The sequence below is a fragment of the Burkholderia sp. Ax-1724 genome, assembly GCF_011752995.1.
Lineage (GTDB): Bacteria > Pseudomonadota > Gammaproteobacteria > Burkholderiales > Burkholderiaceae > Paraburkholderia.
On sequence record NZ_VWWL01000014.1, the window covers coordinates 178169 to 203274 of the forward strand.

The window sequence follows — 25106 nt, forward strand, 5'->3', positions numbered from 1 at the left end:
ATCGATGCCGGCGCCGCGCTGTGTCTGTCGCGGTCTGCCAAACCGTCATGGTACCTTGCCGGCGCTCATCGTCCGAGCGCCGCCGCGGCCCACCGAAAACGACATCGCGGGCGCCCGACGGCGCGCCCGCGATGGGTGCTACGTGTCTGCTACATGCCCGTTACGTCGGGCCTGCCTTACTGCTTGATGCCTTCAGCCTGGATATGCAGCGTCGTCTTCATGTTGAAGCCGTACGCCTTGCCGAAGTCGACCCCGAAGTCGTCGCGGTTGAACGTCGCGGTCGATTCCGTGCCGCACACTTCGCGCTTGAGCATCGGGTGCTGAATGCACTTGAACGATTCGATCTTCAGATTGACCGGCTTCGTGACGCCATGCATCGTCAGCGTGCCGATCACTTCGACCGGCTTGTCGCCGTCGAAGCGGATCTGCGTGCCCTTGTAGGTCGCGGTCGGGAACTTCGCGGTGTCGAAGAACTTCTCGCCGACGAGTTCCTCGTTGAGCTTGTCGTTGCCGATGTCGACCGAGGTCATGTCGATCGTCACATCGACGGTGCCGGTTTTCGCCGCGCGATCGAGCACCACGGTGCCGCTGCTCTTCTTGAACTTGCCGCGCCAGATCGAGACGCCGCCCATGTGATCGGCCTCGAAGCTCGGGGACGTGTGGGTCGGATCGAGCACGTAGGTGTCGGCGGCCATCGCGTTGAACGACAGCGCAGCGGCGAGCGCGCCCGCGGCGAGCAGGAAGGATTTTTTCAAGGTGGACTCCAGATTTCAGAAAGTGTCGTGGTACGGCGGTCGTGTGACATGCCGTCGTGCTTCGGTGCTGCGTATCGGGTGCTGCGTATTGCGATGCTTCGCTCCGCGTTACTTCTTCGTGGAAACGAGGTGGAATTTGATGACGACTTCATCGGCGACGACCGAGGTGTCCTTCCACTCGCCGGTGCCGACGTCGAACTGCGTGCGCTTGATCGGCAGCGAGCCGTCGAAGGTTTGCGTCGCGCCCTGGCTCGCGATCACGACCGGCACCACGACGGTTTGCGACTTGCCCTTGATCGTGAGCTTGCCGGTCACCTTGTACTGGTTGCCGCCGGCCGGCGCGATCGCGCTCGATACGAAGGTCGCGTTCGGGAAGGCCGCGCTGTCGAACCATTCCTTGCCTTGCGCCTGCTTGTTGTAGTCGTCGGCGCCGAGGTCGTAGCTCGCGGTGTCGATCGACACGTTGGCGCTGCCCGCCGTCGGTTTGGCCGGATCGAAGTTCAGTTGCACCGAGAACTTTTTGAACTTGCCGTCGACGGGCACGTTCATCTGTTTCGTCGTGGCAACGACGCTGCTTTTGGCGAGATCGACGTCGGCGTGCGCGAGGCCCGCGCCGAACAGGGAAAACGCGGCGAGGCCGGCGAGCGCGGCGCGCTGGGCGGCGTGATGGAAGTGGTGAAGGGTCGCTTTCATGGTGGTACGCATCCTATCCGAGTCGCGCGCGTTCATTGCATACCGCGCGGAATTAGATTGCCAACGGGTCGTAGTCAATCGGGTGCCGGCGGGCTGGCCGAAGCCTGCGCGTCGCTGCTTCGTGTCGCTTCGTGCGGTCATGCGCGCGTCTTCAGAAACGGCACCATGCGGGCGAGCAGGCCGTCTCGATCGATGAACTGATGCTTGAGCGCGGCGAGCACGTGCATGGCGACGAGCGCGAGCAGCGTGTAATTGAGCAGCACGTGGACTGTGCGCAGCGTCGCCTTCAGCGCCTGGTCGGGGCCGATGAAGGTCGGCAGCGGCACGAGGCCGAGATACACGACCGGAATGCCGGCCGCCGAGGTATAGAAGTAGCCGGACAGCGGAATCGCCAGCATCAGCAGATACAGCACGCCGTGCACGAGATGCGCGGCGGCCTTCTGCCAGCCGGGTGTCGCGTCGTCGAGCGCGGGCGCGCGGTGCGTAGCGCGCCAGAGCACGCGGAGCACGGCGAGCGCGAAGACGGTCACGCCGATCCACTTGTGCCACGAGAAGTACTTGAGCTTCGTGGGCGTAAAGCCGGGGATATCGGTCATGATCCAGCCGATATAGAAACCGCAGATGATCAGCGCCGCGATCAGCCAGTGCAGCGCGATGGCCGCGCCGTTGTAGCGGACGGCATCGGAAGGTCGAGTGGGCATCGTGTCGTGTCGGTTGCGCGCGAGGGATCGCGCATCAGTGCGGATAGTAGGGACACCCATGGAAACTGAATAGACGGGTGAGCGAAAACAGATTGTTGTCGCCGTGACGCTAATGGCTTTGAAAGACAGCTTTGAAAGCCTGGCGCGCCGGGCGAGGCGCTGTGGTAATTTGTGACCCCAACAAGCGGGTTGTATCAGGCAAAGCACAATCCGCGCAACCCTTCAGCCGGGCCGACTTCGTGAATTCCGTGTTTCTTTCGTGGGGTATTGCCGCGCTTGCCACCGCCGGTGTCATCGCGCGGCCGTTCAAATGGCCCGAGGCCGTGTGGGCCGTCGCCGGTGCGCTGCTGCTCGTGTCGCTCGGCCTGTTGCCCGTGTCGCTCGCCGTCGAGGCGATCGGCAAGGGCAGCGACGTCTATCTGTTCCTGTTCGGCATGATGCTGCTCTCGGAAGTCGGCCGCCGCGAGGGGCTGTTCGACTGGGTCGCGGTGCTCGCGGTCAACCATGCGCGCGGCTCGCCGCGCAAGCTGTTCGTGCTCGTGTACCTGGTCGGCGTCGTGATTACCGCGTTTCTTTCCAACGATGCGACCGCGGTCGTGCTCACGCCGGCCGTGTTCGCGGCCGCGAAGAAAGCGAAAACGCCGCCGTTGCCGCTGCTGTTCGTCTGCGCGTTCGTCGCCAATGCGGCGAGCTTCGTGCTGCCGATCTCGAATCCGGCCAATATCGTGCTCTACGGCAATCACACGCCGCCGCTCGGGCCGTGGATGCTGCGCTTCACGCTGCCGTCGCTGCTGTCGATCGGCGCGACCTTCGTGATGCTGCGCTGGACCCAGCGCGAGGCGCTGGCCGGCGTCTGCGAGGCGAATCTCGAGGCGGTGATGCTGTCGGCGAGCGGGCGCGTCGCGCTCGCGGGCATCGCGGTAACGGCGGCCGCGTTGCTGACGGTCTCCGCGTACGACATCCCGCTCGGCATGCCGACCGCGATCCTCGGCACGCTGACCGCGCTCGTCGTACTTATCAAGGAGCGCAAATCGCCGCTGCCGATGATCCGCGAAATCTCGTGGAGCGTGCTGCCGCTCGTCGCCGCGCTGTTCGTGCTCGTCGAGATGCTCGATCACACGGGCGTGATTGCGACGCTCGCGGCCGCGTTGCGGCGCGCGACCGAACACAACGAAATGGCCGCGGCGGGCTGGGCCGGCGCAATCGTCGCGTTCGGCAGCAACCTGATGAACAACCTGCCCGCCGGCCTGATCGCGAGTTCGACGGTGTTGCAGGCGCACAGCCCCGAGCGCGTGATCGACGCGCTGCTGATCGGCGTCGACCTCGGGCCGAACCTGTCGATTACCGGTTCGCTCGCCACGATCCTCTGGCTCAACGCGATTCGCCGCGAAGGCGAGGACGTGAGCTTCGCGAAGTTCCTCAAGGCCGGCGTGTTCGTGATGGTGCCGGCACTCGTGCTGGCGCTCGGCGCGCGGATTCTAACGGCTTAAGCGTCGGGGACGAGCGTGTTTGGAGGTTCATAGCCGAGGCCGCGAGGCCGCCGCGTTTTGGCGCCGGCCAGGTTCCGTGTCGCGCCGACCGAGCGCAGCGTCGCTTCGAGTTGCGCGAGACGTTGGCGTTGCGTCGGCAGCATCGTCGACGAACGGGTCAGCGCATGCAGCCGTTGATGCCAGTACGACAGCGGAAAACGGTCGCGCGTGGAAATCAGGCTGAAGACGATTTCGAGGTGAGCGATTTCTTTATCGATATCCTGGTAACTCATCTGAGGGTTCCGGAAGAAATGGGTGGTTAGCCCCGCGCGAACCGGCGTTACGTAGCAAACTTCGTTCCTGCCCGCGCGCAGGGCTTCCCGCCCATTGCGGCAACGGCAAGCGCGCCCGGCAGCAGGTGTCGGCGCGGCAGGCGTGACGGTAGAAAGTGCAAAGCGCTGCAAGCTTTACGTGTAGCGCTGAATACATCGTGCGAACCGTCCTGCTGGCGCTGTCTTCCCTGCGTTCGGACAGCGGGAATTCACGAGGCGTGGGCGCCTGACGCATGTCCTATGCTGGTTCAACGGCGCCGGTTGCGGCCGGGGCGGGGTCGCCGAGGTCGCAGCGGTCGCGCAGGGCGCGAGCCGGCGCCCGCTACGAGGAGCTTGCGCATGGAACGCCCCGCCAGAATCATCGTGCTCGACGACGAAGCCGAACTGCGCAACATGCTGCTGCGCTTTCTGCGCGGCCACGGCTTCGACGTGCGCGCCGCCGAAGACAGCAAGCGGCTGTACCGCTATCTCGAACGCGAGCCGTTCGATCTGCTCGTACTCGATCTGATGATCGGCGAAGAGGACGGCCTCGAAATCTGCGCGAAGCTGCGCGCGCAAGGCGAGACGCTGCCGATCCTGATGCTGACCGCGAAGGGCGATCCGCTCGACCGCGTGACCGGCCTCGAAACCGGCGCCGACGATTACCTCGCGAAACCGTTCTTGCCGCGCGAACTGGTCGCGCGCATCAACGCGCTGCTGCGGCGCCAGAAGATGGCCGCGGGCGATGTTACCGTGACCTCGCAGCGTGTGCGTTTCGGCGACTTCACTCTCGACGTCGGCAAGCAGGAACTGCGGCGCGCGGGCGAACCGCTCGAGATTCATTCGGCGCAGATGCTGCTGCTCGTCGCGCTCGCGTCGTCGCCGAATCGTGCTGTGAGCCGCGACAATCTGCTCGCGCGCGCCCGCGGGCGCGACCATGACGCGCTCGATCGCAGCATCGACGTGCAGGTGCTGCGGCTGCGGCAGATCGTCGAGGACGATCCGGCCAAGCCGCGTTTCATCCGCACCGTGTGGGGCGTCGGCTACATGCTCGCCGCCGACGTCGAACCATGACGCGCGCGCTCTGGCAGCGGGCGCTGCCGAGGACGCTGCTCGCGCGCAACATCGCCTTGCTGATCGCACTCGTGATGCTCAGCCAGGTTTGCTCGATCGGCGTGCTGCTGCATTACGTGCAGCGGCCGCGCGTCGAGCGCGCGGCGGCCGTGTTCGCCACCTACGTGACGACGCTCGACAGCCTGCTCGCGGCCACGCCGCCGGCCGCGCGCGCCGTGCTGAGCGCGCGCCTCGACGCGCGCGAGCAGTTGCCGCCCGAGGCCGACGCCGCGCCGCGGCCGAGTCTCATGCGCGCGTATCGCAACTATCAGCGCGGCGTGTTTCTCGACAGTCTGCGCAAGCATCTGCCCGCCGACATGCCTGCGCGCTGGCAGACCGAGGGCGCGCAGCGCTTGTGGATTCGCATGCATGCACCGGTGGGCGGGGCGGGCGGTTCTTCTTTGGCCGATGCTGCGGGCCATGTTTCGGGCCATACCTCGGGTGATGCTTCGAGCCATGCATCGGACCATGTTTCCGGCAGGATGCCGGCCGCCCCGTACTGGATCGCGTTGCCGATTCCCGAGGACGCGCAGGGCAGCGGGCTCGAAGCGGCGATCCTGCTGTCGCTCGGCCTCGGCGTGCTGGCGGCGCTGGCCGGCTATGCGATCCAGCTGCATCTGAACGAGCCGTTGCGCGAACTGACGCGGGCCGCGCGCCGCGTCAGCGCCGGTGAAACGCCCGCGCCGTTGCCGACCGACGGCCCCAGCGAAATCGCCGCAGTGGGCAGCGCTTTCAATCAGATGACGCGGGCGTTACAGGAAGCCGAGGCGACCCGCGCGCTGATGCTCGCGGGCATCTCGCACGACATTCGCACGCCGCTCACGAAGCTGCGTCTTTCGATGGCCATGGCGATGCCGCAAGGCGGCGACAGCAGCTTCGTGATCGCGGCCGAGTCGTATCTGGACCAGATCGAGACGATCCTGCAGCAGTTCATGGACTACGCGGGCAGCGGCGAGCGCGAGGAAGCGCAAGCCGGCGATCTGAACGCGCTGATCGAGCGGCTCGCCGGCGATTTCGCGGGGCTCGGGCACGCGTTCGAGTTGTCGCTCGGGACGCTGCCGGCCATCGTCTATCGTCCGATCGGCATGATGCGGCTCCTGATGAACCTGATGCAGAACGCCATCGTCTACGGCGGCTCGGGGCTCGCGGTGCGCACGTGGGCGACCCGGGATGCGCTGACGGTCGCGGTCGGCGATCGGGGCAAGGGTTTGTCGGCGGCGGAACTGGAGAAGCTCAAGGCGCCGTTCCAGCGCGGCCGCAATGCGCGTGCGCACAGCGGCGGTACAGGGCTGGGGCTGTCGATTGTCGAGCGGATCGCGCGGCTGCATGGCGGCAGTCTGCAGTTTCATGCGCGCGAAGGCGGCGGGCTCGAAGTATGGGTCGTGTTGCCGGTGGCGCGTGCGTGACGCAGCGGCCGTGCCGTCACGTCACGCTGCTACGCCGCGCCGAGAGGGGCGATGAGAGGGGCGATGAGTTTCGCGCGGCTGGCCGGAGCCGCGCGGCTCACTTGCGGTCGAGCCACGCGTCGATGCCGACGCGAAACGCGACACCGGCGATGACCGGCACGGTCAGCATCAGGATGATGCCGAAGTTCGGAATCTCGTCGCCGTACATGATCGGGTTGTAGAGCACGACACCCGACACGATCGCGAACGTTACCAGGCCGATGGCGACCATCAGGAGATTGCGCGCGGTCAGGGACAGCGGCTTGTGCTTCGCCTCGTTCGGCGGGGTGCTCGAGCCGGAAGCTTTGTCGTGTTGGGCAGACATGATGGTTCTCGCGACGAAAAATGCGGCTTAAGGAGCGGTCACGGCGATCACGGCGATCACGACGCTGGCGCGTCGCCGCTGCGTGGCGTCCTGGGCCGGAGCGGGACGCGTTCGGCATCATACCCGCGCGCGCGTTGCCGATACAGATCGCGCCGTACCGGCAGGGCAAAGCGCGAGTGCTCCTGACATCAATATAAGCCGCATTGCCGCCGGCGGTACGAGGAAAAGCGCGTGAACGCGGTGCGCCGCGCAGCAAGGCTGCGTGCGGATCGATCAGCCGCGCTGCGTTTCGCTTCGTTTTGCAGCCGCGCAGACTTTATGCGTCGGCTGCCGACGCTTCCGGTGCTTCCGACAGGGCGACCTGCCCGGTCAATTCGAGCTCGTCGAGAAGCCGCGCGATGAGGCCCGAGCGCCGCCATTGCAGCCATTTGAGGTAGCAGGTCTGCGACGGCGGAAACGTCGCCGGCAAACGGTGCCATTTTTCGTTGCGCGTCATGATCCACAGGATCGCGTTCACGATTTCGCGCGGCGGGCGCGACGGTCGTCCGGAACGCTTCTTCGGCTCCTGCTGGAACAGGTGGCTGATACGCGCCCACGCGTCATCGGAAAGAGGAAGATCTAGCATGCCGTCCAACGTTCAACTGACAGGTCGTCTCGATCTTACGGTTTGGCGCGTTGCTTCCAGTGCTGGATTTGGCTGCGGTTTTACCCGTTGAACGGCGAATTGCTTTGCCGCCGATGATGGTAGCGTTGCCGCATGCGGGTCATGGCCCTTTGCATGGGGTGATTCACGGCGCTTCAATTGCGTCGCTTCAATGGCGTGTTTGACTGCGCTTAACTGCGCACTTAACCGCACGTCAATTGCACGAATGCATGCCGCTGACCCAGATGCATTGATGCCGGGACCAGTGGCTCTCGTCGCTGAGACCGGCTGCGGAGGGCATGCCGAGTCCCTGCGGGACGGGCTTGAAATGCAGGACCATTCTGCTGACCCGATGACCGGCCGGCGCGGGATGCAGCGCCGGCGTCGCCCCGATCGAGCGATCGACTGCGTGGTCCCATGCGGCGTTGCCGCTGCTGCCGAGCCGCTGGATCGCGCTGATCTCGCCGTTCGGGGCCACCCGCACTTCGACGAGCGCTTCGGGGTTGTCGCGCACCTGATCGCTCGGGGCATGCAGATTGGCGCCGATGGCGCAGCCGACATAGCGCGACCACTGCGACTCGTTGAGACTGTCCGGCGCGGGGGGCGGCATGCCGGCCGGCGCGAGTGTCGCGAGACAATGATCGAGCACCTGCTGCGCGGGGCGGACGGGGAGGTTGTCCGCCGCGCTCGGCGGGTCGTTCGCGCAGCCCGCGAGCAGCGCGCACGCCAGGAAGCAAGCGATCAATCGTCCGTTGTTTTTCATGGTCGAATCCCCGGCGCCAGAACGCCACGATTCTAGCGGGTCCGGGAATTCGCGCAATGCGTGCCGGATGCCCGGGGCGCGCCCCGGGTTGCAACCCGGGCCATGACTCAGGCCGCAACCCAGGCCGCAACCCAAGTCGTGATCCAGGTCGCAAACCCGGCCGGCGCCTGCCGCGGGTCGACGCGTCGTTCGCTCTTCGTTCGTTCTTCGCCCGCTCCTGGCCTATACCCGCAGCCCCCGGGTCTTCAACCGGTAGACGAGCTGCGGACGCGTAATCCCGAGCGTGCGCGCGGCCGCCGACAGATTGCCCTGCGCGCGCTGCACCGCGCTTTTCAGCAGCGCGGTTTCGATATCGTCGAGCGAAGTCGGCTCGATCTCGCCGCTCGCGCCCATCAGCAGGTCATTCACTTTTCTGACGACGCGTTCGACCTCGCCATCGGCGGCCGCTTTCTGATCGAGCAACGAGTCCGAGGGCATTAACGAGCCGTTGATGCCGAGGCCGAACATCTGCGCGTCGATCGTTTCGCCGCTCGTGAACAGATGGCCGATGTCGATCGCGCCGCCGTCGGGCGCGAGAATCACGCCGCGCTCGACGAGGTTCTCCATCTCGCGGATATTGCCGGGCCAGCCGTAGCTCAGCAGCGCGTCGAGCGCGCGGCCCGTGAAGCCGGTCACGTCGCGCGCATGACGTTCGCGATACTTGTGCAGCATGTGATTGAGCAGCACGGGCAAGTCCTCGCGCCGCTCGCGCAGCGACGGCACGCGAATCGGAAACACGTTGAGGCGGAAATACAGGTCTTCCCGGAAGCGGCCCGCGCGAATCTCGTCCTTCAGATCGAGGTTCGTGGCCGCGATCACGCGCACGTTGACGCGGCGCGTCTGCGTATCGCCAACCCGTTCGATCTCGCCTTCCTGCAGCGCGCGCAGCAGCTTGCCCTGCGCGGTCAGGCTCAGAATGCCGATCTCGTCGAGAAACAGCGTGCCGCCGTCGGCGCGCTCGAAGCGGCCGGGCCGGCTTTGCGTCGCATCGGTGAAGCCGCCGCGCTCGACGCCGAACAGTTCCGACTCGACCAGCGCTTCCGGAATCGCCGCGCAGTTGACCGCGACGAACGGGCCGTTGCCGCAGCCGCTGATCCGATGCAGCGTGCGCGCGCACACTTCCTTGCCGACGCCGCTCTCGCCGAGAAACAGCACGGTCGCGCGCGTGTTCGCGACGCGCCGGATCATATGGCAGACCGCGTTGAAGCCGGGCGATGCGCCGACCATGTTGTCGTCGTCGAACGCGGTGGGCGTGGGTGGGCGCGTGTCGCCGAACATGGCGAGGTTCGCATTGCCCTTCGCTTCGCGCCGCGCGTCATGTTGCGTGTCGTGCGGCATGTCGCGTTGTATGTCACGTTTCGCCGCGCCCGCCGACAGCCCCTGCGTGAACGACTGCGCCTGCATGAAACGCAGATCGTCCGCGGCTTCGTCGCCCCATTCCTCGACCGGCTTGCCGACGATCCGGCATTGCGGTTGTCCGAGCGCGCGGCACTCGACCTCGCGATAGACGATCGGACGCCCCATGAACACGCTCGTATAGCCGGACGCATAACCGATCTGCGTCCAGCAGACCGGCTCCGCGCCGATTCCGTAGGTGCGGATATGCTCCTCGTCTTCCGCGCAGTTCTTCCAGACGAATTCGCCGTAGTACTGACCTTTTTCGACATCGAGTTCGAGCCGCACCGGCTCGACCACGGTCACGCCTTCGAGCATATGCAGTTGCGGGCCGACCGCGAACATCTCGGTGATCGAGCTGTCGGGGCGCGCCTTGCGCGCGAGTTCCGCGTCGCGCGCGCCCGAGTTGTAGCCCATGCGCGTGAGCAGGCCGCGCGCCGCGTCGAGGCCGAGACTGTCGATCAGCTCGCGTCGCATCGCGCCGACCGAGCCCGCATGCACGAGCAGCATGCGCTGATCGCCGAGCCAGATACGCCCGTCGCCAGGCGAGAAGTGCAGGCGCGACATGAGATCCGCGATGTCGGGATAGCGCAGGCTGTCCACGCAGGCGCCTTTCGGCGAGACCATCGACATGTGCGGATGCTCCGCGGACTTGATTCGGGTGACCATCGCAATTCTTCTCCAACGACTGCATGAGTTTTTCGCCGGCAGGTGCCGGCCGTCAGTATGCAATGCCGCGCGCATGGCTGCATCGAGAATCGCAGGCCGGCACGCCCCGGGTGTTCCCGTATGCCGATTTGATCGGCTTTATCACGCTCGCAACGGGGCGATTTCGATCATTTGATCTAACGCCACGCGGCGCACGGCGCTTGCCGACTTCGTCCCGGAAATTTTTTTCGCGAGTTTTTCCCTTGATTCATAAGGGATTGTGCGCCTTTCGCCGCGCGCCGGGCGGCTTTCCAGCACGCGTTGGCATGGCCATTGCATGAATAGGCGCGCTGCTATGCATTTTGACGAAAGCGTGCAGTGAAGCACAACGCAGAACCATGAGGAGAGAGCGATGCCCCTGCATCACCCCCCGGCCGAACCCGTGCCGCGAGATTTCGACGTGACGCGGCGCTATGTCCGCGTCCGGGAACGTCGCGACGACGGTTTCGTCGAGTTCGATTTTTCGATCGGCGATCCGGGCCTGAGCGTCGAACTCGTGATGAGCGCACCGGACTACGAGTCCTTTTGCGCGACCCATCGCGTGTTCCATCTGAGCGACGACGAAGCCGAGGCGCTGGACCTCGAACAGCTCAAGTGGCGCTACGGACAGCCGGGTCTTGCCGAATGACGCGCGGGCAAGGGCCCGCGCGTTGCAACAGACAATGAACAAAGGAGATTGCTCCATGCAGATCGACATCAAAACATCCTCGGTCCAGCAGATCCGACAGACCTTCTCGCATGTCGCGAGACGGCTCGGCGCGGACAAGCCGGCTTCGCGCTACCAGGAAGCGACGCTGGAATTGCAGCCCGAAACCAACTTTCACTACCGGCCGCTGTGGGAACCCGGCCTTGCGCTCTACGACAAGGGCCGCACCGCGATCGTGATGAACGACTGGTACGCGTTCAAGGACCCGCGCCAGTACTACTACGGCGCCTATACGATCGCGCGGGCGCGGCAGCAGGACACGATGGAAAAGAACATCGAGTTCGTGACGCGCCGCCGGCTTTTCAGCGATCTGCCCGACGACGCGAAGGCGCGCATCGCGGCCCTGATGGTGCCGTTGCGCCACGTCGAATGGGCCGCCAATACGAATAACTGCTTCGTGACCGGCTACGGCTGGGGCACGGCGATCACGCAGGCGACGATGTTCCATTCGATGGACCGGCTCGGTATCGCGCAGTACCTCTCGCGTATCGGCCTGCTGCTCGACGGCAATGCGGGCACCTCGCTCGTCGAGGGCAAACAGCGGTGGCTCGACGATCCGATGTGGCAAGGCCTGCGCCGCGTGGCCGAGGACACGATGGTCGTGAAGGACTGGTTCGAGACCTATGTCGCGCAGAACGTCGTGCTCGACGGCTTGCTGTATCCGCTCGTGTATCGCCATATCGACGCGCGTCTGTCGCGCGAATACGGCGCGGCGCTCGGCATGCTGAACGAGTTCGCGAGCGCATGGTTCGACGAGACGAGCCGCTGGGTCGATGCGACGTTGAAGACCGCAGCGTCGGAGTCCGCGGAAAACGCCGCGCTGCTCGGCCAGTGGGTCGCGAAGTGGCAAGCGCGTGTGCTCGATGCCTTGCGGCCGCTCGCGCTCGAAGCACTGGGCGGCGAAGCCGCCGATGCCGCCTTGCGCGAGATCGCCGAGGCATTCGATGCGCGCGTGCGCAAGCAGGGCGTGCCGCTCGCGGCGCAACAACCGGCCCAGGAGACTCAGCATGGCTGATTCCGTCTTTATCGCGTTTCAGACCAACGACGATTCGCGTCCGATCATCGAGGCGATCGAAGCGGACAACCCGCATGCGGTGGTCAACGCGTTTCCGGCGATGGTCAAGATCGACGCGGTCGGCCGGCTCGTAATCCGGCGCGAGTCGATCGAGGAGCGCATCGGCCGCGCATTCGATCTGCGCGAGTTGCAACTCAATCTGATCTCGCTCGGCGGCAATATCGACGAGACCGACGACGAATTCATTCTTGAATGGAAGGCCTGAACGGGCCGATGAATCGCATCGGAGTCAGCGCTGAAGCGCTGGCTCCGATCGATAAGGGAGATACACGATGAGCACCACGAACGCAGCACCGAAAAAACTGAGCATCAAGGAAAACTACGCGATGCTGACGCGCGGCCTCGGCTGGGAGACCACCTATCAGCCGATGGATGAAATTTTTCCGTACGACCGCTTCGAAGGCATCAAGGTCCACGACTGGGACAAATGGGAAGACCCGTTCCGTCTGACCATGGACGCCTACTGGAAGTATCAGGGCGAAAAGGAACGCAAGCTCTACGCGATCATCGACGCGTTCCAGCAGAACAACGGCCAGTTCAACGTGACCGACCCGCGCTATATCAATGCGCTGAAGCTGTTTCTGACCGGCGTGAGTCCGCTCGAATATGCCGCGCATCGCGGCTTCGCGCTGGCCGGGCGCAATTTCCGCGGCGCCGGCGCGCGGATTGCCTGCCAGATGCAGGCCATCGACGAATTGCGCCACGCGCAGACGCAGGTCCACACGATCAGCCACTACAACAAGTTCTTCAACGGCTTCCACGACTTCAAGCACATGCACGACCGGGTCTGGTATCTGTCGGTGCCGAAGTCGTATTTCGAAGACGCGATGAGTGCCGGCCCATTCGAGTTCGTCACCGCGATCTCGTTCTCGTTCGAATACGTGCTGACCAATCTGCTGTTCATGCCGTTCATGTCGGGCGCCGCATTCAACGGCGACATGGCGACGGTCACGTTCGGCTTTTCCGCGCAATCGGACGAGTCGCGCCATATGACGCTCGGCCTCGAAGTCGTGAAGTTCCTGCTCGAACAGGACCCGGGCAACGTGCCGATCATCCAGAAGTGGGTCGACAAATGGTTCTGGCGCGGCTACCGCCTGCTCACGCTCGTCGCGATGATGATGGACTACATGCTGCCCAAGCGCATCATGTCGTGGCAGGAAGCGTGGGAAACCTACTTCGAGAAGAACGGCGGCGCGCTGTTCCATGATCTCGAACGCTACGGCATTCGCATGCCGAAGTATCACGAGGTCGCGGCCAAGGAAAAGGACCGCATTTCGCACGAGGCGTGGGGCATTTTCTACAACTACACGCATGCGGCGGCGATGCATACGTGGATTCCGTCCGACGACGAAATGGCGTGGCTCGCCGAAAAATATCCGGCCACCTTCGACAAACTCTACCGGCCGCGTTTCGAGTACTGGCGCGAGCAGCAGAAACAGGGCAAGCGCTTCTACAACAACACGCTGCCGATGCTGTGCCAGATCTGCCAGATTCCGATGGCCTTCACCGAGCCCGACGATCCGACCAAGATCTGCTACCGCGAAAGCGACTATCTCGGCAACAAGTACCACTTCTGCTCGGACGGCTGCAAGGACATCTTCGACAACGAGCCGGAGAAATACGTGCAGGCGTGGTTGCCCGTGCATCAGATCTACCAGGGCAACTGTTTCGAGCCGGACGCGGACCCGAGCGCGGCCGACTTCAATCCGCTTGCCGAAGTACTGCGCTACTACCACATCAACGTCGGCGAGGACGGCCACGAGTTCGAGGATTCGTCCGACCGGAAGAACTGGCTGCGCTGGACCGGCAAGCCGAGTCACGGCGGCGAGGAAACCGCGGAAAGCGCCGCGGCGAATGCGCAGGACACAGCGGCCGCGCAGGCCGCGTGACGCTGGCCCGCGCCGATTGAATCAGAAGGAGATACACCATGTCAGTTATTGCGCTCAATGAAGGCTACCAGGGCGAAGTGAAAGACCGTGAGGAAAACTTTCACGGCAACCGGCTGCTGTTTATCGGCTGGGAAGATCATTTGATGTTCTGTGCACCGCATTGCATTCCGGTGTCGCCGTCGATGACGTTCGCGACGCTCGCGAACGACGTGCTGCCGGGCATCTACTCGGCGCATCCCGACTGGGAGAAGGTCAAGCTCGACGAAATCGAATGGTTCAGCTCGAACCAGCGTTTCACGCCGGCGTTCGATCGCACGCTCGAAGAAAACGGCCTGCGGCACAAGTCGGTGATCCGCTTTCGCACGCCGGGCCTGACCGGTATTCACGGCTCGTGCAGCTAGGCCGAGGATTCCTGTAACGATGAAAGGGAGATGCTGACATGAGTTATCAGCTAACCATCGAGCCAATCGGTCACAGCATCGAGATTCGCGAAGACCAGACCATTCTCGACGCCTGCCTGCGCGCCGGGGTGTGGCTGCCGCATGCGTGCTGCCACGGTTTGTGCGCGACATGCAAGGTGCAGGTTGTCGATGGCGAGATCGAGCACGGCAACGCGTCGCCGTTCGCGCTGATGGATTTCGAGCGCGACGAACGCAAGTGCCTCGCATGCTGCGCGACCGCGCAATCGGATCTGACGATCGAAGCCGATATCGACGAAGACCCGGACGCGCGCCACTATCCGGTGCAGGACTTTGCGGGCCGCGTGAAGGACAGCGTCGATCTGACGCCGACGATCAAAGGCATCTTCGTCGAACTGGACGGCGAGGGCATCGAGTTCCAGGCCGGGCAGTACGTGAACGTGCAGATTCCGGGGGAGGACATGCCGCGTGCGTTTTCGCTGGCCGGCAAGCCGGGATCGTCGACGCTGATCGAGTTGAACGTGCGGCGCGTGCCCGGCGGCAAGGGCACCGGCTATCTGCACGAAGCACTGAAGCCCGGCGACGAGCTGCGTTTTAGCGGACCGTTCGGGCGCTTCTTCGTACGCGCCTCGGACCCGCAACCGGTGATTCTGATTGCCGGCGGCTCGGGCTTATCGAGCCCGCGCTCGATGCTGCTCGATCTGCTGGAGCAGGGCGATACGCGGCCGATCACGCTCGTGTACGGCGCACGCGATCGCTTGGAGTTGTACTACCACGACGAGTTTCTCGATCTCGCCAAGCGCCACGCGAATTTCACTTACGTGCCGGCGCTCTCGAACGAGGCAGCCGACAGCGCATGGGACGGCTATCGCGGCTTTGTCCACGAGGCGGCCAAGGCGCATTTCGCCGGCGATTTTCGCGGTCACAAGGCGTATCTGTGCGGGCCGCCCGTCATGATCGAAGCGTCGATCCGAGCCTTGATGCAAGGGCAACTGTTCGAACGCGACATCTATACGGAGAAGTTCCTCAGCAATGCGGACGGCGCGGAAGCGCTCGCGAAAAGCCCGCTGTTCAGATCGATATAAGCGCGTCGATCCGCGCAGGCTGGCGGCACGGCCATCCAGGATGGCCGTGCCTGTCCGGCAAGACAGAGGATGTTTACGCTCTCGCCGCGTGCGTCGGGCACAAGGAGGCATCAAAAACAAGGAGGCATCAAAAAGATCAGTATGACGTAGCAAAAATAAAAACTTCTGGAAAACCAGATAACTTGGAGACATTGGAGATCGAATGAAAAAGTCCATTCTTATGCTGGCACTGGCATCGGCCGCCACCGGTGCTGCCGCTCAAAGCAGCGTGACCATGTTCGGCCTGATCGACGCAGGCGTCACCTACGTGAGCAACGAAGGAGGCAGCAAGAACTTCAAGTTCGACGACGGGATTTTCACGCCGAACCTGTTCGGCCTGCAGGGTAGCGAAGACCTCGGCGGCGGCAATCACGCGATATTCCGCCTCGTCAATCAGTTCTCGCTCGGCAGCGGGGCGATGATCGGCGGTGGAATTTTTGCCCGCGAAGCCTATGTGGGACTGCAGAACGACAGGTTCGGCAGCATCAAGCTCGGCAATCAGTACGATTTCATGGTGGACTCGCTATTCGGCAGCGTCGATACGGCGATGGACCTGGCCGGTCTCTATGGCGCTCGCAACGGTCCGTTCCAGAAGCTGGCGATTCCGGACAATCCCACCGGTGCATTCGACTGGGACAGGGTCGCGGGCAGCAATCGCGTGGCTAACTCGGTGAAGTATACGAGCGCGAATCTGGGCGGATTCACCGGTGGAGCGATGTATGGATTCGGCAACGTTGCCGGCTCTATCGGCGCCAACAACACGGTCAGCGCGGGACTGAACTATGCCCATGGACCGTTCGCGATCGGCGCCGCGTACACCAACGAGAAGTACGGGCCCGTAGGCGGCGTGGCCGGAACGAGTGTGCGGAACTGGGGCGTCGGGACTCGCTATGTCTTCGGCGCTTTCACGACCAAGGTGCTGTTCACGACCGTGCGTAATTCCATCAACGGCGGCGGCATCTGGATGGGGCAGGCAGGTGGCGTGTACCAGATCACGCCTGCGTTATCGCTCGGCGCAAGCTATGCCTATATGAAGGGTAATGCGGAGCTTGACGACAATCATGCGCATCAGGTGTCCGCGGCGCTGCAATATTCGCTTTCCAAACGCACGCTCGTTTACGTCGCCGGGGTTTATCAGCGCGCCAATAGCGGCGCGAACGCACAGATCAACGGCGTGCTCGATCCGAACGGCGCTTCCAGCGGCGCCACGCAGGCGCTGGCCCGGATCGGCATCAACACCAAGTTCTAAGCCCGTGAGCGTGAGCGGCCGGGTTCAATCCCGACCGCTCACCCTGGCGCACATCCCTCAACGCCATCAATTCGACAGCGACAGATACTGCGACGTGAGCGGCGTCGGCGGGAACGGCTGCAAGCCCGTCTGCTTGCTGAAGCTGTAGCGCACGTAGACGGCCGCAAGCCACTCGCGATATTCATAAGCATTACCGAGCGAAGCGGTGGCTCCGAACGCGAGCTGTGGCGCGAGTTGATATTCGCCCACCGCGCTGATCGAATACGACACGCCGGTCTTGCTCTGGCCCGGGTAGACCGCGTTGCTGTCGAGGTTGCCGAGCGAGTTCGCGAACGCGGCCGCCGTGGCCTGGCGGGTCGGGTCGGTCGGGAAGTAGTTCGACGCGTCCTGGCGATAGTGCTGCACGCCGATCGAGCCCTTCACGTCGTAGGTGAACAATCCTTCGCGGCCGGTCCATTCGACCGGCAGATTCAGGATCACGTACTGCTGCGGACTGAAGTAGCCGCCCTGGCCGTACGTGAAGTACGACAGGTTGCGGTTGTAGCCCATCAGCGTCGTGTTCACGCCGACCGTGAGCGTCTGGTCCGCGTCCTTCAGCAGGCGGGTATATACGCCGCCGCCGCCCTTGATCGCGTTGTTGCTCGGCACGTTGTTGCCGCTGTAGTACTGGTAGCCTGCGTTCACGTAGAGGCCGCTCGTGCCGTCGTCCCAGGCGAGGGCGGCGCGCCCGCCGGTCGAGGTGACGCCGCCCCATTCGAGGCCCGCGCCCGAATCGCGCGCGCCCGCGTAGGACAGCAGGCTGTCGGTCACCGCGCGCCGCGCGACGGCGAGCGAGTACGAGACCTTGTCGGTGATGCCGCCGTTGTACTGCGCGCCGCCGACGATGTTGGTCTCGCGGAAGCCGATCGGCGTCACGCCGATATCGCCGCTGATGCTGCGGCTCTCGTAGCCGACCGAGAGGCCCACGCCGCTCGCGGTCTGACTGCCGTAGGTGTTGTTGCCGGCGACCGCGTTGGTCGCGCCGCCCGGCGTGGACAGCCCCGAGCCGAAGCGCGCGAGCGTCGAGGTGCTGGTCGAGGCGGTGCCCGCGTCGAGCGTGACGGGCGTCGCCGTGACGACGACGTGACCGTTGCCGGCCTTGATGCGCCCCTGGATCGGCGCCTCGATGTCGGTGACCGAAGACAGCCCGTCCTCGCCCGAGCGATTGCGGAACACGAGGCCGCCCGACACGGTGCTGGCCTGCTCGCGGTTGACCTGCGCGAGCTCTTCGGCAACGCCGAGCGTCTGCGCGTTCGCGACGTTCGGCTGCGGGTTGGCGGGTTGCGTGCCGGGCGGATAGTACGGTTGCGCGTAGCCGGTCGGCGGCTGCGGAATATAGGGCTGCTGCGCGTAATAGCCTTGGTTCGGATACTGCTGCGGGTAGGGTTGATACGGCTGCTGTCCGTACGGCTGTTGCGGATAGGGCTGGTACGGCTGATAGGGCTGCGGCGCGTAACCCTGCTGTTGCTGCGCATACACCGGCACATTGCGGCGCGTTTGCGCCGGGCTCTTTTTCGCGCTGCCGCGCGCCGGGTTCGTGGCCGTGCGTGCCGGCGCATAAGGCTGCATCGATCCGGCATTGGCCTGCGCTTCGCGTGCCGCCGGCGACATCGGCCACGGCGTCGCCGCGTAGTAGTCGCCCTGCGCGCCGTAAGGCTGTTGTCCGTAAGGTTGCTGCTGTTGCGGATACGGTTGCTGCGGATAAGGCTGTGGCTGCTGCGCATAGCCCGCGTTGTACGGCTGCTGCGGCAACGGCGGCATCGCACCCTGAGCCTGTCCCTGGCCCGGATAAGGCTGCAACGGCGCGCCCGACTGGCTCGATCCATAAGCTTCCTGCCCATAGCCGCCGAGTTCGGCGTCCGAGCGGGGCGCGCCGTACGGCGCGGGATTCGGATAAGCCTGCGCGGGCGCCGCATAGGGCGCGGCAGGTGCGCTATGCGGCGCGCTATACGGCGCGTTATAAGGCGCGTTATAAGGCGCAACGTACGGTGCAACATACGGCGCGGGCTGAGGAGGCGGCAGATAGTTCGGCACGGTCTGCGTCGGCAAGGAGGACTGCGTGTTGGAGAACGGAGGCGCGGCTTGCGCGGTGTCGGCGGCATCGGTCGAGCCGGCGAGCGCCGTTTTGCCTTCGAACGGATTGGTGCCCGGCAGCGGCGTCGCGCCGATCTGGCGCATCGCCGCTTCCCAGCCGCGCGGCACGTTGCCGGCCGCGCCGTTGCGGGGCGCGCTTGCCGCAAGCGGCGTATTGGCTGCGACGAGCGAGCGTTGCAGATAGGTCGACGCGAGCGACAGCTTGCCCTCGGCGCGATACATGCGGCCGACCGTGGCGAGTACGCCCGGATCGTTGGGCGCGGCGGCGAGCACCTGCTTCGCGAGCCCCTCGGCGTAGCCGAACTGCTTCGCGCCGGAGGCGGCCGAGATCGCCGCCTGCACGAGGTTCAGGTCGTCGGGGCGGCGCTGCAGCGCGACGCGGTAGCTCGCGAGCGCGTTGCGGTCGTCGCCGGCGCTCGCGTACATGCGGCCGAGCGCGGCCTGCAGATCGGGGTTGTCGGGCATCGCGGCGAGCCACGGCGCGATCACCTCGTAGGCGCTTGCGAGGTCGCCGCGCTGGCGCACCGCATCGGCCTGACGCACGACGATGCCGACATTGAGATTGCCGAAGTCGACGCGCTGCTGCGGCGTCAATTGCAGCGTTTGCAGACGGCGCATCACCATGCCGAGTTCGGCCTGCTGCCCGGTCGCCGAGAGAATGCCGGCGTATTGCAGCAGCAGATCGGTGTTCCCGGGCGCCGCGTTCATCGCGCCGCGCACGAGGCCGAGCGCGCGGGCCGGATCGCCGGCCTGCTGGTACGCGCCGGCGATCACGCCGATCAGCTCGGGGCTGTTGCCGGCCAGCGGCTCGGCCGCGCGCAGCGTCGCGATGGCCTGCTGCGTCTGACCGCTGCGCGCCATGCGCGCCGCCAGTTCGGCCTGCTGATGCACCCACAGCCGATGCTGCAAGGCCGTCATCGCGGCGGTGCGCTGCGCGGCCGGCACGCGCTCGAGCTGCGCGAGACCGGTCGACCAGTCCTGCGTTTCGGCGCAGAGCAGCGCGCTCGCGTAGAGCGCGTCGGTCATCTCGGGATGCGCGGCGACGAGGCCGTCCATCATGCTGCGCGCGTTCGCGACCGCCCCCTCGCGCACGTAGATGCGCGCGAGGTCGAGCCGCAGCCACGGGTCGTCGGGCTTGTTGAGCAGCGCGTCCTCGAACAGGCTGCGCGCGCTGCCGAGATCGCCGCGCGCTTCGGCCGCGCGCGCCTGCGCCGCTTGCGCTTCGCCGCGCAGACGGTCGACGCCGCCGACCTTCGACTGCTGTTCCGCGTTCAACTGATTGGCGAACTGCAAGGCTTCGTCGCCACGGCCCTGCGCGGCCAGCGCGCCGACGAGCCCGCGAATCGCATCGGGGTTGTCGGCCTGGCGGCGCAGCGCCATCCGGTAGGCCTGCTCGGCGCCGGCCGGGTCGCCGTTCGCGAGCAGCATTTCGCCGAGCTGCACCTGGGCGGTGACGTCGGCGGGATTCAGGGCGATCGCGCGCTCGAACAGCGACTTCGCCTTCGCGAACTCGCCGTTGCTGCGCGCGCCGATCGCGTCGCTCGTGTAGGTCCAGTAGGTCGCGCTGTCGAGCGCGGTTTTCCAGCGCGCCGGATTGCCGTTGCGCGAGGCGCGTTCGAGATCGGTGCGTGCCTCGGCGAAACGCTCCTGCTTGAGCGCGGCGATGCCCATGCCGCCGAGCGCGTCGGTGTCGTTGGGGTTCGTCGCCAGCACCGACGAAAACTTCGCGCGCGCGGTCGCGACGTCGTTGCGGTCGAGCGCCGCGAAGCCGTCGGCGATCACGCGGCCGCGCGCGTCGACGGCGGCGTTTTCCTGGGCGCGGGCGCGCGCCGCGCTGTCCTGCTGCACCATCGAATCGAAGCGCGCCTTGACGGCGGCGTCGTCGCCGGCGGTTTGCAGATACGACTGATAGAGCGCCGCGTCGGAGGGCCGCGCGTCGAGCCACAGGAGCGCCTGGCGCCAGCTCTTTCTGGCGGCCGCGCCGACCGAGGTGTCGCCCGCGAGCTTCTGCAGGCGCGCGATGCCGTCGCGCCGCGTGACGTCGCGATAGGTCAGATGCTGCGCGAACGCGAGCGCGTAACGCGGGTCGCTGGGGTTGTCGCGCGCGAGCTGTTCCAGCCCGCGGCGCGCTTCGTCCCAGCCCTGCGGCGTGGCCGAGAGAGCCTGGTCGTACTCGAGCTGCAACTCGGGCGTGGCCGGCTTGCCGGCGAGCGCGCGCTGATATTCGCGCACCGCGTTGGCGTTCTGGCCGCTTTGCGCGAGCCGGCGCGCGTCGTTGATGGTCTGGTCGCGCGGGCTGGTTTCGCCGAGCCGGCGGCCCAGTTCGTCGAGATTCGGATAGTTCGGCGCGACCGCCTTCAGGCGCGCCAGATACTGCTGCGCGCCGGCGCCGTCCTTGCGGTCGGCGAGCACGATGCCCATGCCGAAGAGCGCGTCGGGCTGCTTCGGATCGATGCTGAGCACCTTCTGCCACGCCTGCTCGGCGAGGTCGCCGCGCTGATGCGACTGCCAGTACTTGCCCTGATCGATCAGTACGGCGAGAGGATCTTTGGACGCCTGCGCGAGCGCATCCGGCGCGGCGGCGGCCACACAACAGACCGCACCGGCGACGAGCGCGGCGCGCAATGACAGGGCGAGCGCGTTCAGTCGCATGCGTGTCTCCAGGCGGGCACGAGACGGCCGGCTGCGTCGAAGCGATAGCGGCCGTCGATGAATCCCGTGCCGAACAGCCCCAGCACACGATCGTAGTAAACCGGCTCGCGGCCCGGCACGCTCGCGTCGAGCGCGGCCAGCCGCGTGCGCGCGAGGCCGAGGCTGTGCTCGTCGTTAAGCGCCTTGAAGTACGGCGCGAGCGCGCCCCAGTAGCTGAGCGGGCCTTCGCCGCTTGCCGCGCCGGTGGTGGACGAAACCTTCTCGGGCGGGAAGCCGTTCTGCGCGACCTTCGCGCGCATGCCGCCGAGCGCCGCGAGCCACGGCTTCGCGAGCGGATCGGCAGGCGCGGCGAGGCCGGCCCACAGATAGACGCGGATCGCGTCGTAGCTGCCGACGTCGCCGTTTTTCGGATCGACGGCGAACTGACCGCTCTGCCAGGCCGCCCAGTCGGGCGCGAAGCCTTGCGGCGAGACGGTTTTGACGAACCGCCAGGCGTTCTCGGCGAGCTTGCCCCACGGGCCGTCGGGCACGTCGTGCGCGAGCGCGCGCAGCACCGGCAGCGGCAGATAGCTCGGATTCAGGCGCGTGACGTTGCCGTCCCTGAAGCCCTGCGGCCCCGGCAGCAGCATCGGCCCGAGGCCGGGCAGGCTCGCCACTTCGTCATGCGCGATGCGCTCGGCGAGCGCCTCGCCGAGCTGCGTATAGCCGGTGTCGTGCCACAGGCGCCCCGCCTGCAGCAGGTCGTAGGCGATCCACAGGTCGGAGTCCGAGGCCGAATTCGGGTCGAGCACGCCGTACGAGCCGTCCGGCTTTTTGCCCCATTGCCAGGCGGGCAGCCGCACGTTGCGCGCGTCGAACTGGTCGCCGGCGAGATTCGTACGGGTCCACGCGAGCAGCTTGTCGAAGGTTGCGCGGTCGTTCGCGACGAGCGCGAAGAACATTGCATACGACTGGCCTTCCGAGGTGGTCTGCTGGGCCGGCGTCGAGTAGTCGATCACCCGGCCGTCGGCCTGCATGAAGCGTTCGATGAAGCCGCGATACGCGCTCCAGTCGCCGCACGCGCCGGCGCTGGCGCCGGCACCGCTCTGGGCGGCCGCGGCGTTACCCGCCAGCGCCGCGCAGGTTGCCGCCGCCGCGAGGCCGAGCGCCATGGCAAAACAGGTTTTCCGCTTGATCCGAACCCGCATACGAGTCATATCCGTTCCATCAATCCTTCAGCCGGCGCGCGGCGACCGCGCGCAGTGTCCGATAGCACAGGCCCGCGATGATCAGCGCGGCGATCACGCCGCCCAGCAACAGCAGGATCGGATGCGAGGAGAGCGCCCAGCGCAGATACTCCTGCGGCGACAGATGGCCGACGAAGTACTCGGTGCCGTTCGATGTGATCGTCACCTCGGGGCCGTGGATCACGGCCATTGCGCCTTGAATCTTCGGCAGCACGTCGGCGTCGAGCAGCGCCGCCGACAGGTCGGCGTCCGACTGGCCGGCCGCGCTGACCAGAGCGACCGCGCTGCGGCCTTTGCGCAACGGCGATTCGAAGCCGGTCAGCAGCGCCGCGCCGTTCGAGCTGACCATCGTCAGATCGGCGCGCGCCGGCGCGCGTTCGACGCCGCGCTCGCCGTGCCACCAGTCCTGCAGCTTGAACACGAGGTCGGTGAGCTGGAACGTGTGCGCGTCGCCGCTGCTCGAGAACGGCATCGACTTCGCCCAGCGTTGCAGCAGCGGCTGCTTGCCCGGCGCGCCGAACACGAGCAGGTCCTTGTCCGCGTACTGGTCGACGTCCCCGGCTTGGGTGACGGTCACGCCCGCGACCGGATAGCCGGTCGATTCGCCCATCCGGCCCATGGTCAGCAGATAGAGGCTGTAGTCGCTCGAATCGGCGTCGTTCGGCAGCACGACCGCGGCTTCGGAGAGGTCCGCGAGGCGCGTGAACGGAAAGCCGCTATTGGCGAACGCGGCCAGATCGGGCAGCGCCATGTAGTGCGGGAACGACGACAGGTCGATGGTCGAGTTCGGATCGATCGCGCCGACCACGTTCTGCAGCAGGCGGCCCGTGCATTCGCCGGTGTTCGGAATGTCGTAGTAGAAATGCAGGCGCAGTTGCGTGCGCGGCGTCAGCAGCAGCGGCGGAATGCGCACCTGGCGGCGCGCGTCGGCGGTGCCGTCGGGCATCACGAGCGAGAGGTAGCGGCTCAGATCGAATATCGAGGCGGCGCGCGCCGGAATCGGCAGCGCCTGCACGAAGCCGTTGTTCACGCTTACGTTCAGCGAGGAGCGGTCGCGCGCCGGGCGCACCGTGTAGCGGTAGCGCAGGTCGATCGGCGCGCCGCGCGTGTGCCACATGAACAGGTCGGGCGGCACGCGCATGTTGATGCGCACCGCGTCGGCGTCGTAGCCGAACACGGTCAGGTCTTTCGGATCGGCAAGCTCGCCGAAGCGCACCGCGCGGTGGGTCGGCAGCCAGTTCGGCGCGTCGTACGGCACGCGCGGCGCGAGCTCGCTCAGCGACGTGATCGTCGCGCTCGCGCCCGACAGCGTGCTGTGGCCGATGCCGAGCGACTTCGCAGCGGTTTTCAGTTCGGCCTCGTTGCGCCCGAGCACGAGCAGCAGCTTGCCGTGCGCGGACGCGTCGCGGTCGACCACGGCAATGGTCGGGCCGCTGATCTCGGGAATCGTCACGCCGGCCGGGTGCTCGTCGCTGGTGGCGAACACGACGGCGTTGCCCGTCAGCGGCGCGTTGTCGAGTTGCGCCGGGAACAGCGCGCCGCGATAGCCGGCGAGCGAGCCGAACCACGACGCGACGATGCCGGCCGCTTCGAGCGTCGCGTTGCCGGGCTTCTGCGCGAACACGAACGGCAGTTCGAGGCGGCGCACGTCGCGGCGGTCGAAGAACGGCGCCGGCAGCGCGGCCAGTTCCGGCTTGGTGGCGAGCGACGCATAGGTCAGATCGAGCGAACTGGCGTTGCTGACCGTCGCCCAGAGCGCCGAGTTGGCCGGGTCTTCGCAGCGCGTCGTGTAATGGCCGATCAGCTGCAGGTTCAGGTGGTTGAAGTCGGTGATGAAGCGCGGATCGATCGAGATATCGCGCGCGACCAGCATGCCGGCCTGCTCGTGCGGCAGCGGTAGCGTCGCGGCGACTTCGCCGTTCACGAGCACCTTGAGCTGCGACAGATTCGCGAGCAGAGCGGGCGAATAGCTGTAGACCAGATGCAGCGTCGCGCCGGTCACGACCTCGTCGTTGCGCACCGAAAAGGCGATGCCGTTCTGGCCGTCGACGCCGCGCAATTGCAGCGGATCGAGCGCGCCGAAGTCGGCGAACGTGAGCGTCTGGCGGCGGCCGCCCGTCACGAGCGTGCCGGGCTCGGCGGTGGTCGGCGTGCGCATGCCGAGCGCTTTCACCGACGCGGCCGTGAGCGCGGGCGTCGGCGTGGCGAGCGGCGCCTGGGCGAGCGCGTTCGGATCGAACGGCACGGCCGCGCCCGGCGCGGGCACGTTGCCG

The 25106-nt window shown here is 66.0% G+C and carries 21 protein-coding genes; 10 read left to right on the forward strand and 11 right to left on the reverse strand.

Features of this window, described 5'->3' with window-relative positions:
- Nucleotides 1-176: 176 nt before the first annotated feature.
- The 3 genes from F3J19_RS18340 to F3J19_RS18350 all read right to left on the reverse strand — a co-directional run bounded on the left by F3J19_RS18340 (nucleotide 177) and on the right by F3J19_RS18350 (nucleotide 2149).
- Complete coding sequence (locus F3J19_RS18340) at nucleotides 177-755, reverse strand: YceI family protein (RefSeq protein WP_167043888.1); 579 nt, start codon at nucleotides 753-755, stop codon at nucleotides 177-179.
- A 108-nt stretch (nucleotides 756-863) separates the two neighbouring features.
- Nucleotides 864-1448, reverse strand: coding sequence for a YceI family protein (locus F3J19_RS18345; protein ID WP_167043892.1), 585 nt, complete (start codon nucleotides 1446-1448; stop codon nucleotides 864-866).
- Nucleotides 1449-1585: 137 nt separating this feature from the next.
- Nucleotides 1586-2149, reverse strand: coding sequence for a cytochrome b (locus F3J19_RS18350; RefSeq protein WP_167043895.1), 564 nt, complete (start codon nucleotides 2147-2149; stop codon nucleotides 1586-1588).
- Between the two features lie 239 nt (nucleotides 2150-2388).
- Here F3J19_RS18350 and F3J19_RS18355 point away from each other — a divergent pair, with 239 nt between their 5' ends.
- Nucleotides 2389-3639: an arsenic transporter gene (locus F3J19_RS18355; protein ID WP_167043898.1), complete on the forward strand. Its 1251-nt coding sequence runs from the start codon at nucleotides 2389-2391 to the stop codon at nucleotides 3637-3639.
- Here F3J19_RS18355 and F3J19_RS18360 read toward each other — a convergent pair.
- The gene (locus F3J19_RS18360) at nucleotides 3636-3911 is read right to left on the reverse strand and encodes a hypothetical protein (protein WP_167043901.1); all 276 of its coding nucleotides are present in this window, start codon (nucleotides 3909-3911) and stop codon (nucleotides 3636-3638) included. The genes F3J19_RS18355 and F3J19_RS18360 overlap by 4 nt on opposite strands.
- A 378-nt stretch (nucleotides 3912-4289) precedes the next feature.
- Between F3J19_RS18360 and F3J19_RS18365 the strand changes: the two genes are divergently transcribed.
- Together F3J19_RS18365 and F3J19_RS18370 are read left to right on the forward strand one after the other, a co-directional pair.
- Nucleotides 4290-5003, forward strand: coding sequence for a response regulator (locus F3J19_RS18365; protein ID WP_167043904.1), 714 nt, complete (start codon nucleotides 4290-4292; stop codon nucleotides 5001-5003).
- Complete coding sequence (locus F3J19_RS18370; protein WP_167043907.1) at nucleotides 5000-6448, forward strand: ATP-binding protein; 1449 nt, start codon at nucleotides 5000-5002, stop codon at nucleotides 6446-6448. Before F3J19_RS18365 ends, F3J19_RS18370 begins: the two co-directional genes overlap by 4 nt.
- A 97-nt stretch (nucleotides 6449-6545) precedes the next feature.
- On the opposite strand, the gene F3J19_RS18375 is transcribed toward F3J19_RS18370, so the two are convergent.
- The 4 genes from F3J19_RS18375 to F3J19_RS18390 form a co-directional block, all read right to left on the reverse strand.
- Nucleotides 6546-6812, reverse strand: a complete 267-nt coding sequence (locus tag F3J19_RS18375) for a hypothetical protein (RefSeq protein ID WP_167043911.1) — start codon at nucleotides 6810-6812, stop codon at nucleotides 6546-6548.
- A 316-nt stretch (nucleotides 6813-7128) separates the two neighbouring features.
- A complete protein-coding gene (locus F3J19_RS18380) occupies nucleotides 7129-7437 on the reverse strand; it encodes a transposase (RefSeq protein WP_167043914.1) in 309 nt (102 codons plus the stop codon).
- A gap of 232 nt (nucleotides 7438-7669) precedes the next feature.
- On the reverse strand, nucleotides 7670-8218 hold the full coding sequence (locus F3J19_RS18385; RefSeq protein WP_167043917.1) for an energy transducer TonB: 549 nt from the start codon (nucleotides 8216-8218) through the stop codon (nucleotides 7670-7672).
- A gap of 222 nt (nucleotides 8219-8440) precedes the next feature.
- Complete coding sequence (locus F3J19_RS18390; RefSeq protein ID WP_240159050.1) at nucleotides 8441-10321, reverse strand: sigma-54-dependent Fis family transcriptional regulator; 1881 nt, start codon at nucleotides 10319-10321, stop codon at nucleotides 8441-8443.
- Nucleotides 10322-10712: 391 nt separating this feature from the next.
- Here F3J19_RS18390 and F3J19_RS18395 point away from each other — a divergent pair, with 391 nt between their 5' ends.
- From F3J19_RS18395 to F3J19_RS18425, 7 genes are all read left to right on the forward strand, one after another.
- Nucleotides 10713-10988, forward strand: a complete 276-nt coding sequence (locus tag F3J19_RS18395) for a phenol hydroxylase subunit (RefSeq protein ID WP_167043920.1) — start codon at nucleotides 10713-10715, stop codon at nucleotides 10986-10988.
- 55 nt (nucleotides 10989-11043) lie between these two features.
- On the forward strand, nucleotides 11044-12081 hold the full coding sequence (locus tag F3J19_RS18400; RefSeq protein WP_167043923.1) for an aromatic/alkene monooxygenase hydroxylase subunit beta: 1038 nt from the start codon (nucleotides 11044-11046) through the stop codon (nucleotides 12079-12081).
- Nucleotides 12074-12346 (forward strand): MmoB/DmpM family protein, encoded by a 273-nt coding sequence (locus tag F3J19_RS18405; protein WP_167043926.1) that lies wholly within the window; start codon nucleotides 12074-12076, stop codon nucleotides 12344-12346. The genes F3J19_RS18400 and F3J19_RS18405 overlap by 8 nt, the downstream gene beginning before the upstream one ends.
- Nucleotides 12347-12413: 67 nt before the next feature.
- Entirely contained in the window at nucleotides 12414-14030 is a 1617-nt protein-coding gene (locus F3J19_RS18410) for an aromatic/alkene/methane monooxygenase hydroxylase/oxygenase subunit alpha (RefSeq protein WP_167043929.1), read from the forward strand.
- A gap of 38 nt (nucleotides 14031-14068) precedes the next feature.
- Complete coding sequence (locus tag F3J19_RS18415) at nucleotides 14069-14431, forward strand: phenol hydroxylase subunit P4 (RefSeq protein ID WP_167043932.1); 363 nt, start codon at nucleotides 14069-14071, stop codon at nucleotides 14429-14431.
- Between the two features lie 38 nt (nucleotides 14432-14469).
- Complete coding sequence (locus tag F3J19_RS18420) at nucleotides 14470-15534, forward strand: phenol 2-monooxygenase domain-containing protein (protein ID WP_167043935.1); 1065 nt, start codon at nucleotides 14470-14472, stop codon at nucleotides 15532-15534.
- Nucleotides 15535-15736: 202 nt separating this feature from the next.
- A complete protein-coding gene (locus F3J19_RS18425; protein WP_167043938.1) occupies nucleotides 15737-16822 on the forward strand; it encodes a porin in 1086 nt (361 codons plus the stop codon).
- A 66-nt stretch (nucleotides 16823-16888) separates the two neighbouring features.
- On the opposite strand, the gene F3J19_RS18430 is transcribed toward F3J19_RS18425, so the two are convergent.
- The 3 genes from F3J19_RS18430 to bcsB all read right to left on the reverse strand — a co-directional run.
- Complete coding sequence (locus F3J19_RS18430) at nucleotides 16889-21607, reverse strand: cellulose synthase subunit BcsC-related outer membrane protein (RefSeq protein WP_167043941.1); 4719 nt, start codon at nucleotides 21605-21607, stop codon at nucleotides 16889-16891.
- Nucleotides 21598-22794 (reverse strand): cellulose synthase complex periplasmic endoglucanase BcsZ, encoded by a 1197-nt coding sequence (bcsZ, locus tag F3J19_RS18435; protein WP_167043944.1) that lies wholly within the window; start codon nucleotides 22792-22794, stop codon nucleotides 21598-21600. The genes F3J19_RS18430 and bcsZ overlap by 10 nt, the downstream gene beginning before the upstream one ends.
- A 19-nt stretch (nucleotides 22795-22813) precedes the next feature.
- A partial coding sequence (bcsB, locus tag F3J19_RS18440) for a cellulose biosynthesis cyclic di-GMP-binding regulatory protein BcsB (RefSeq protein WP_167043947.1) occupies nucleotides 22814-25106 on the reverse strand: 2293 nt, incomplete at its 5' end.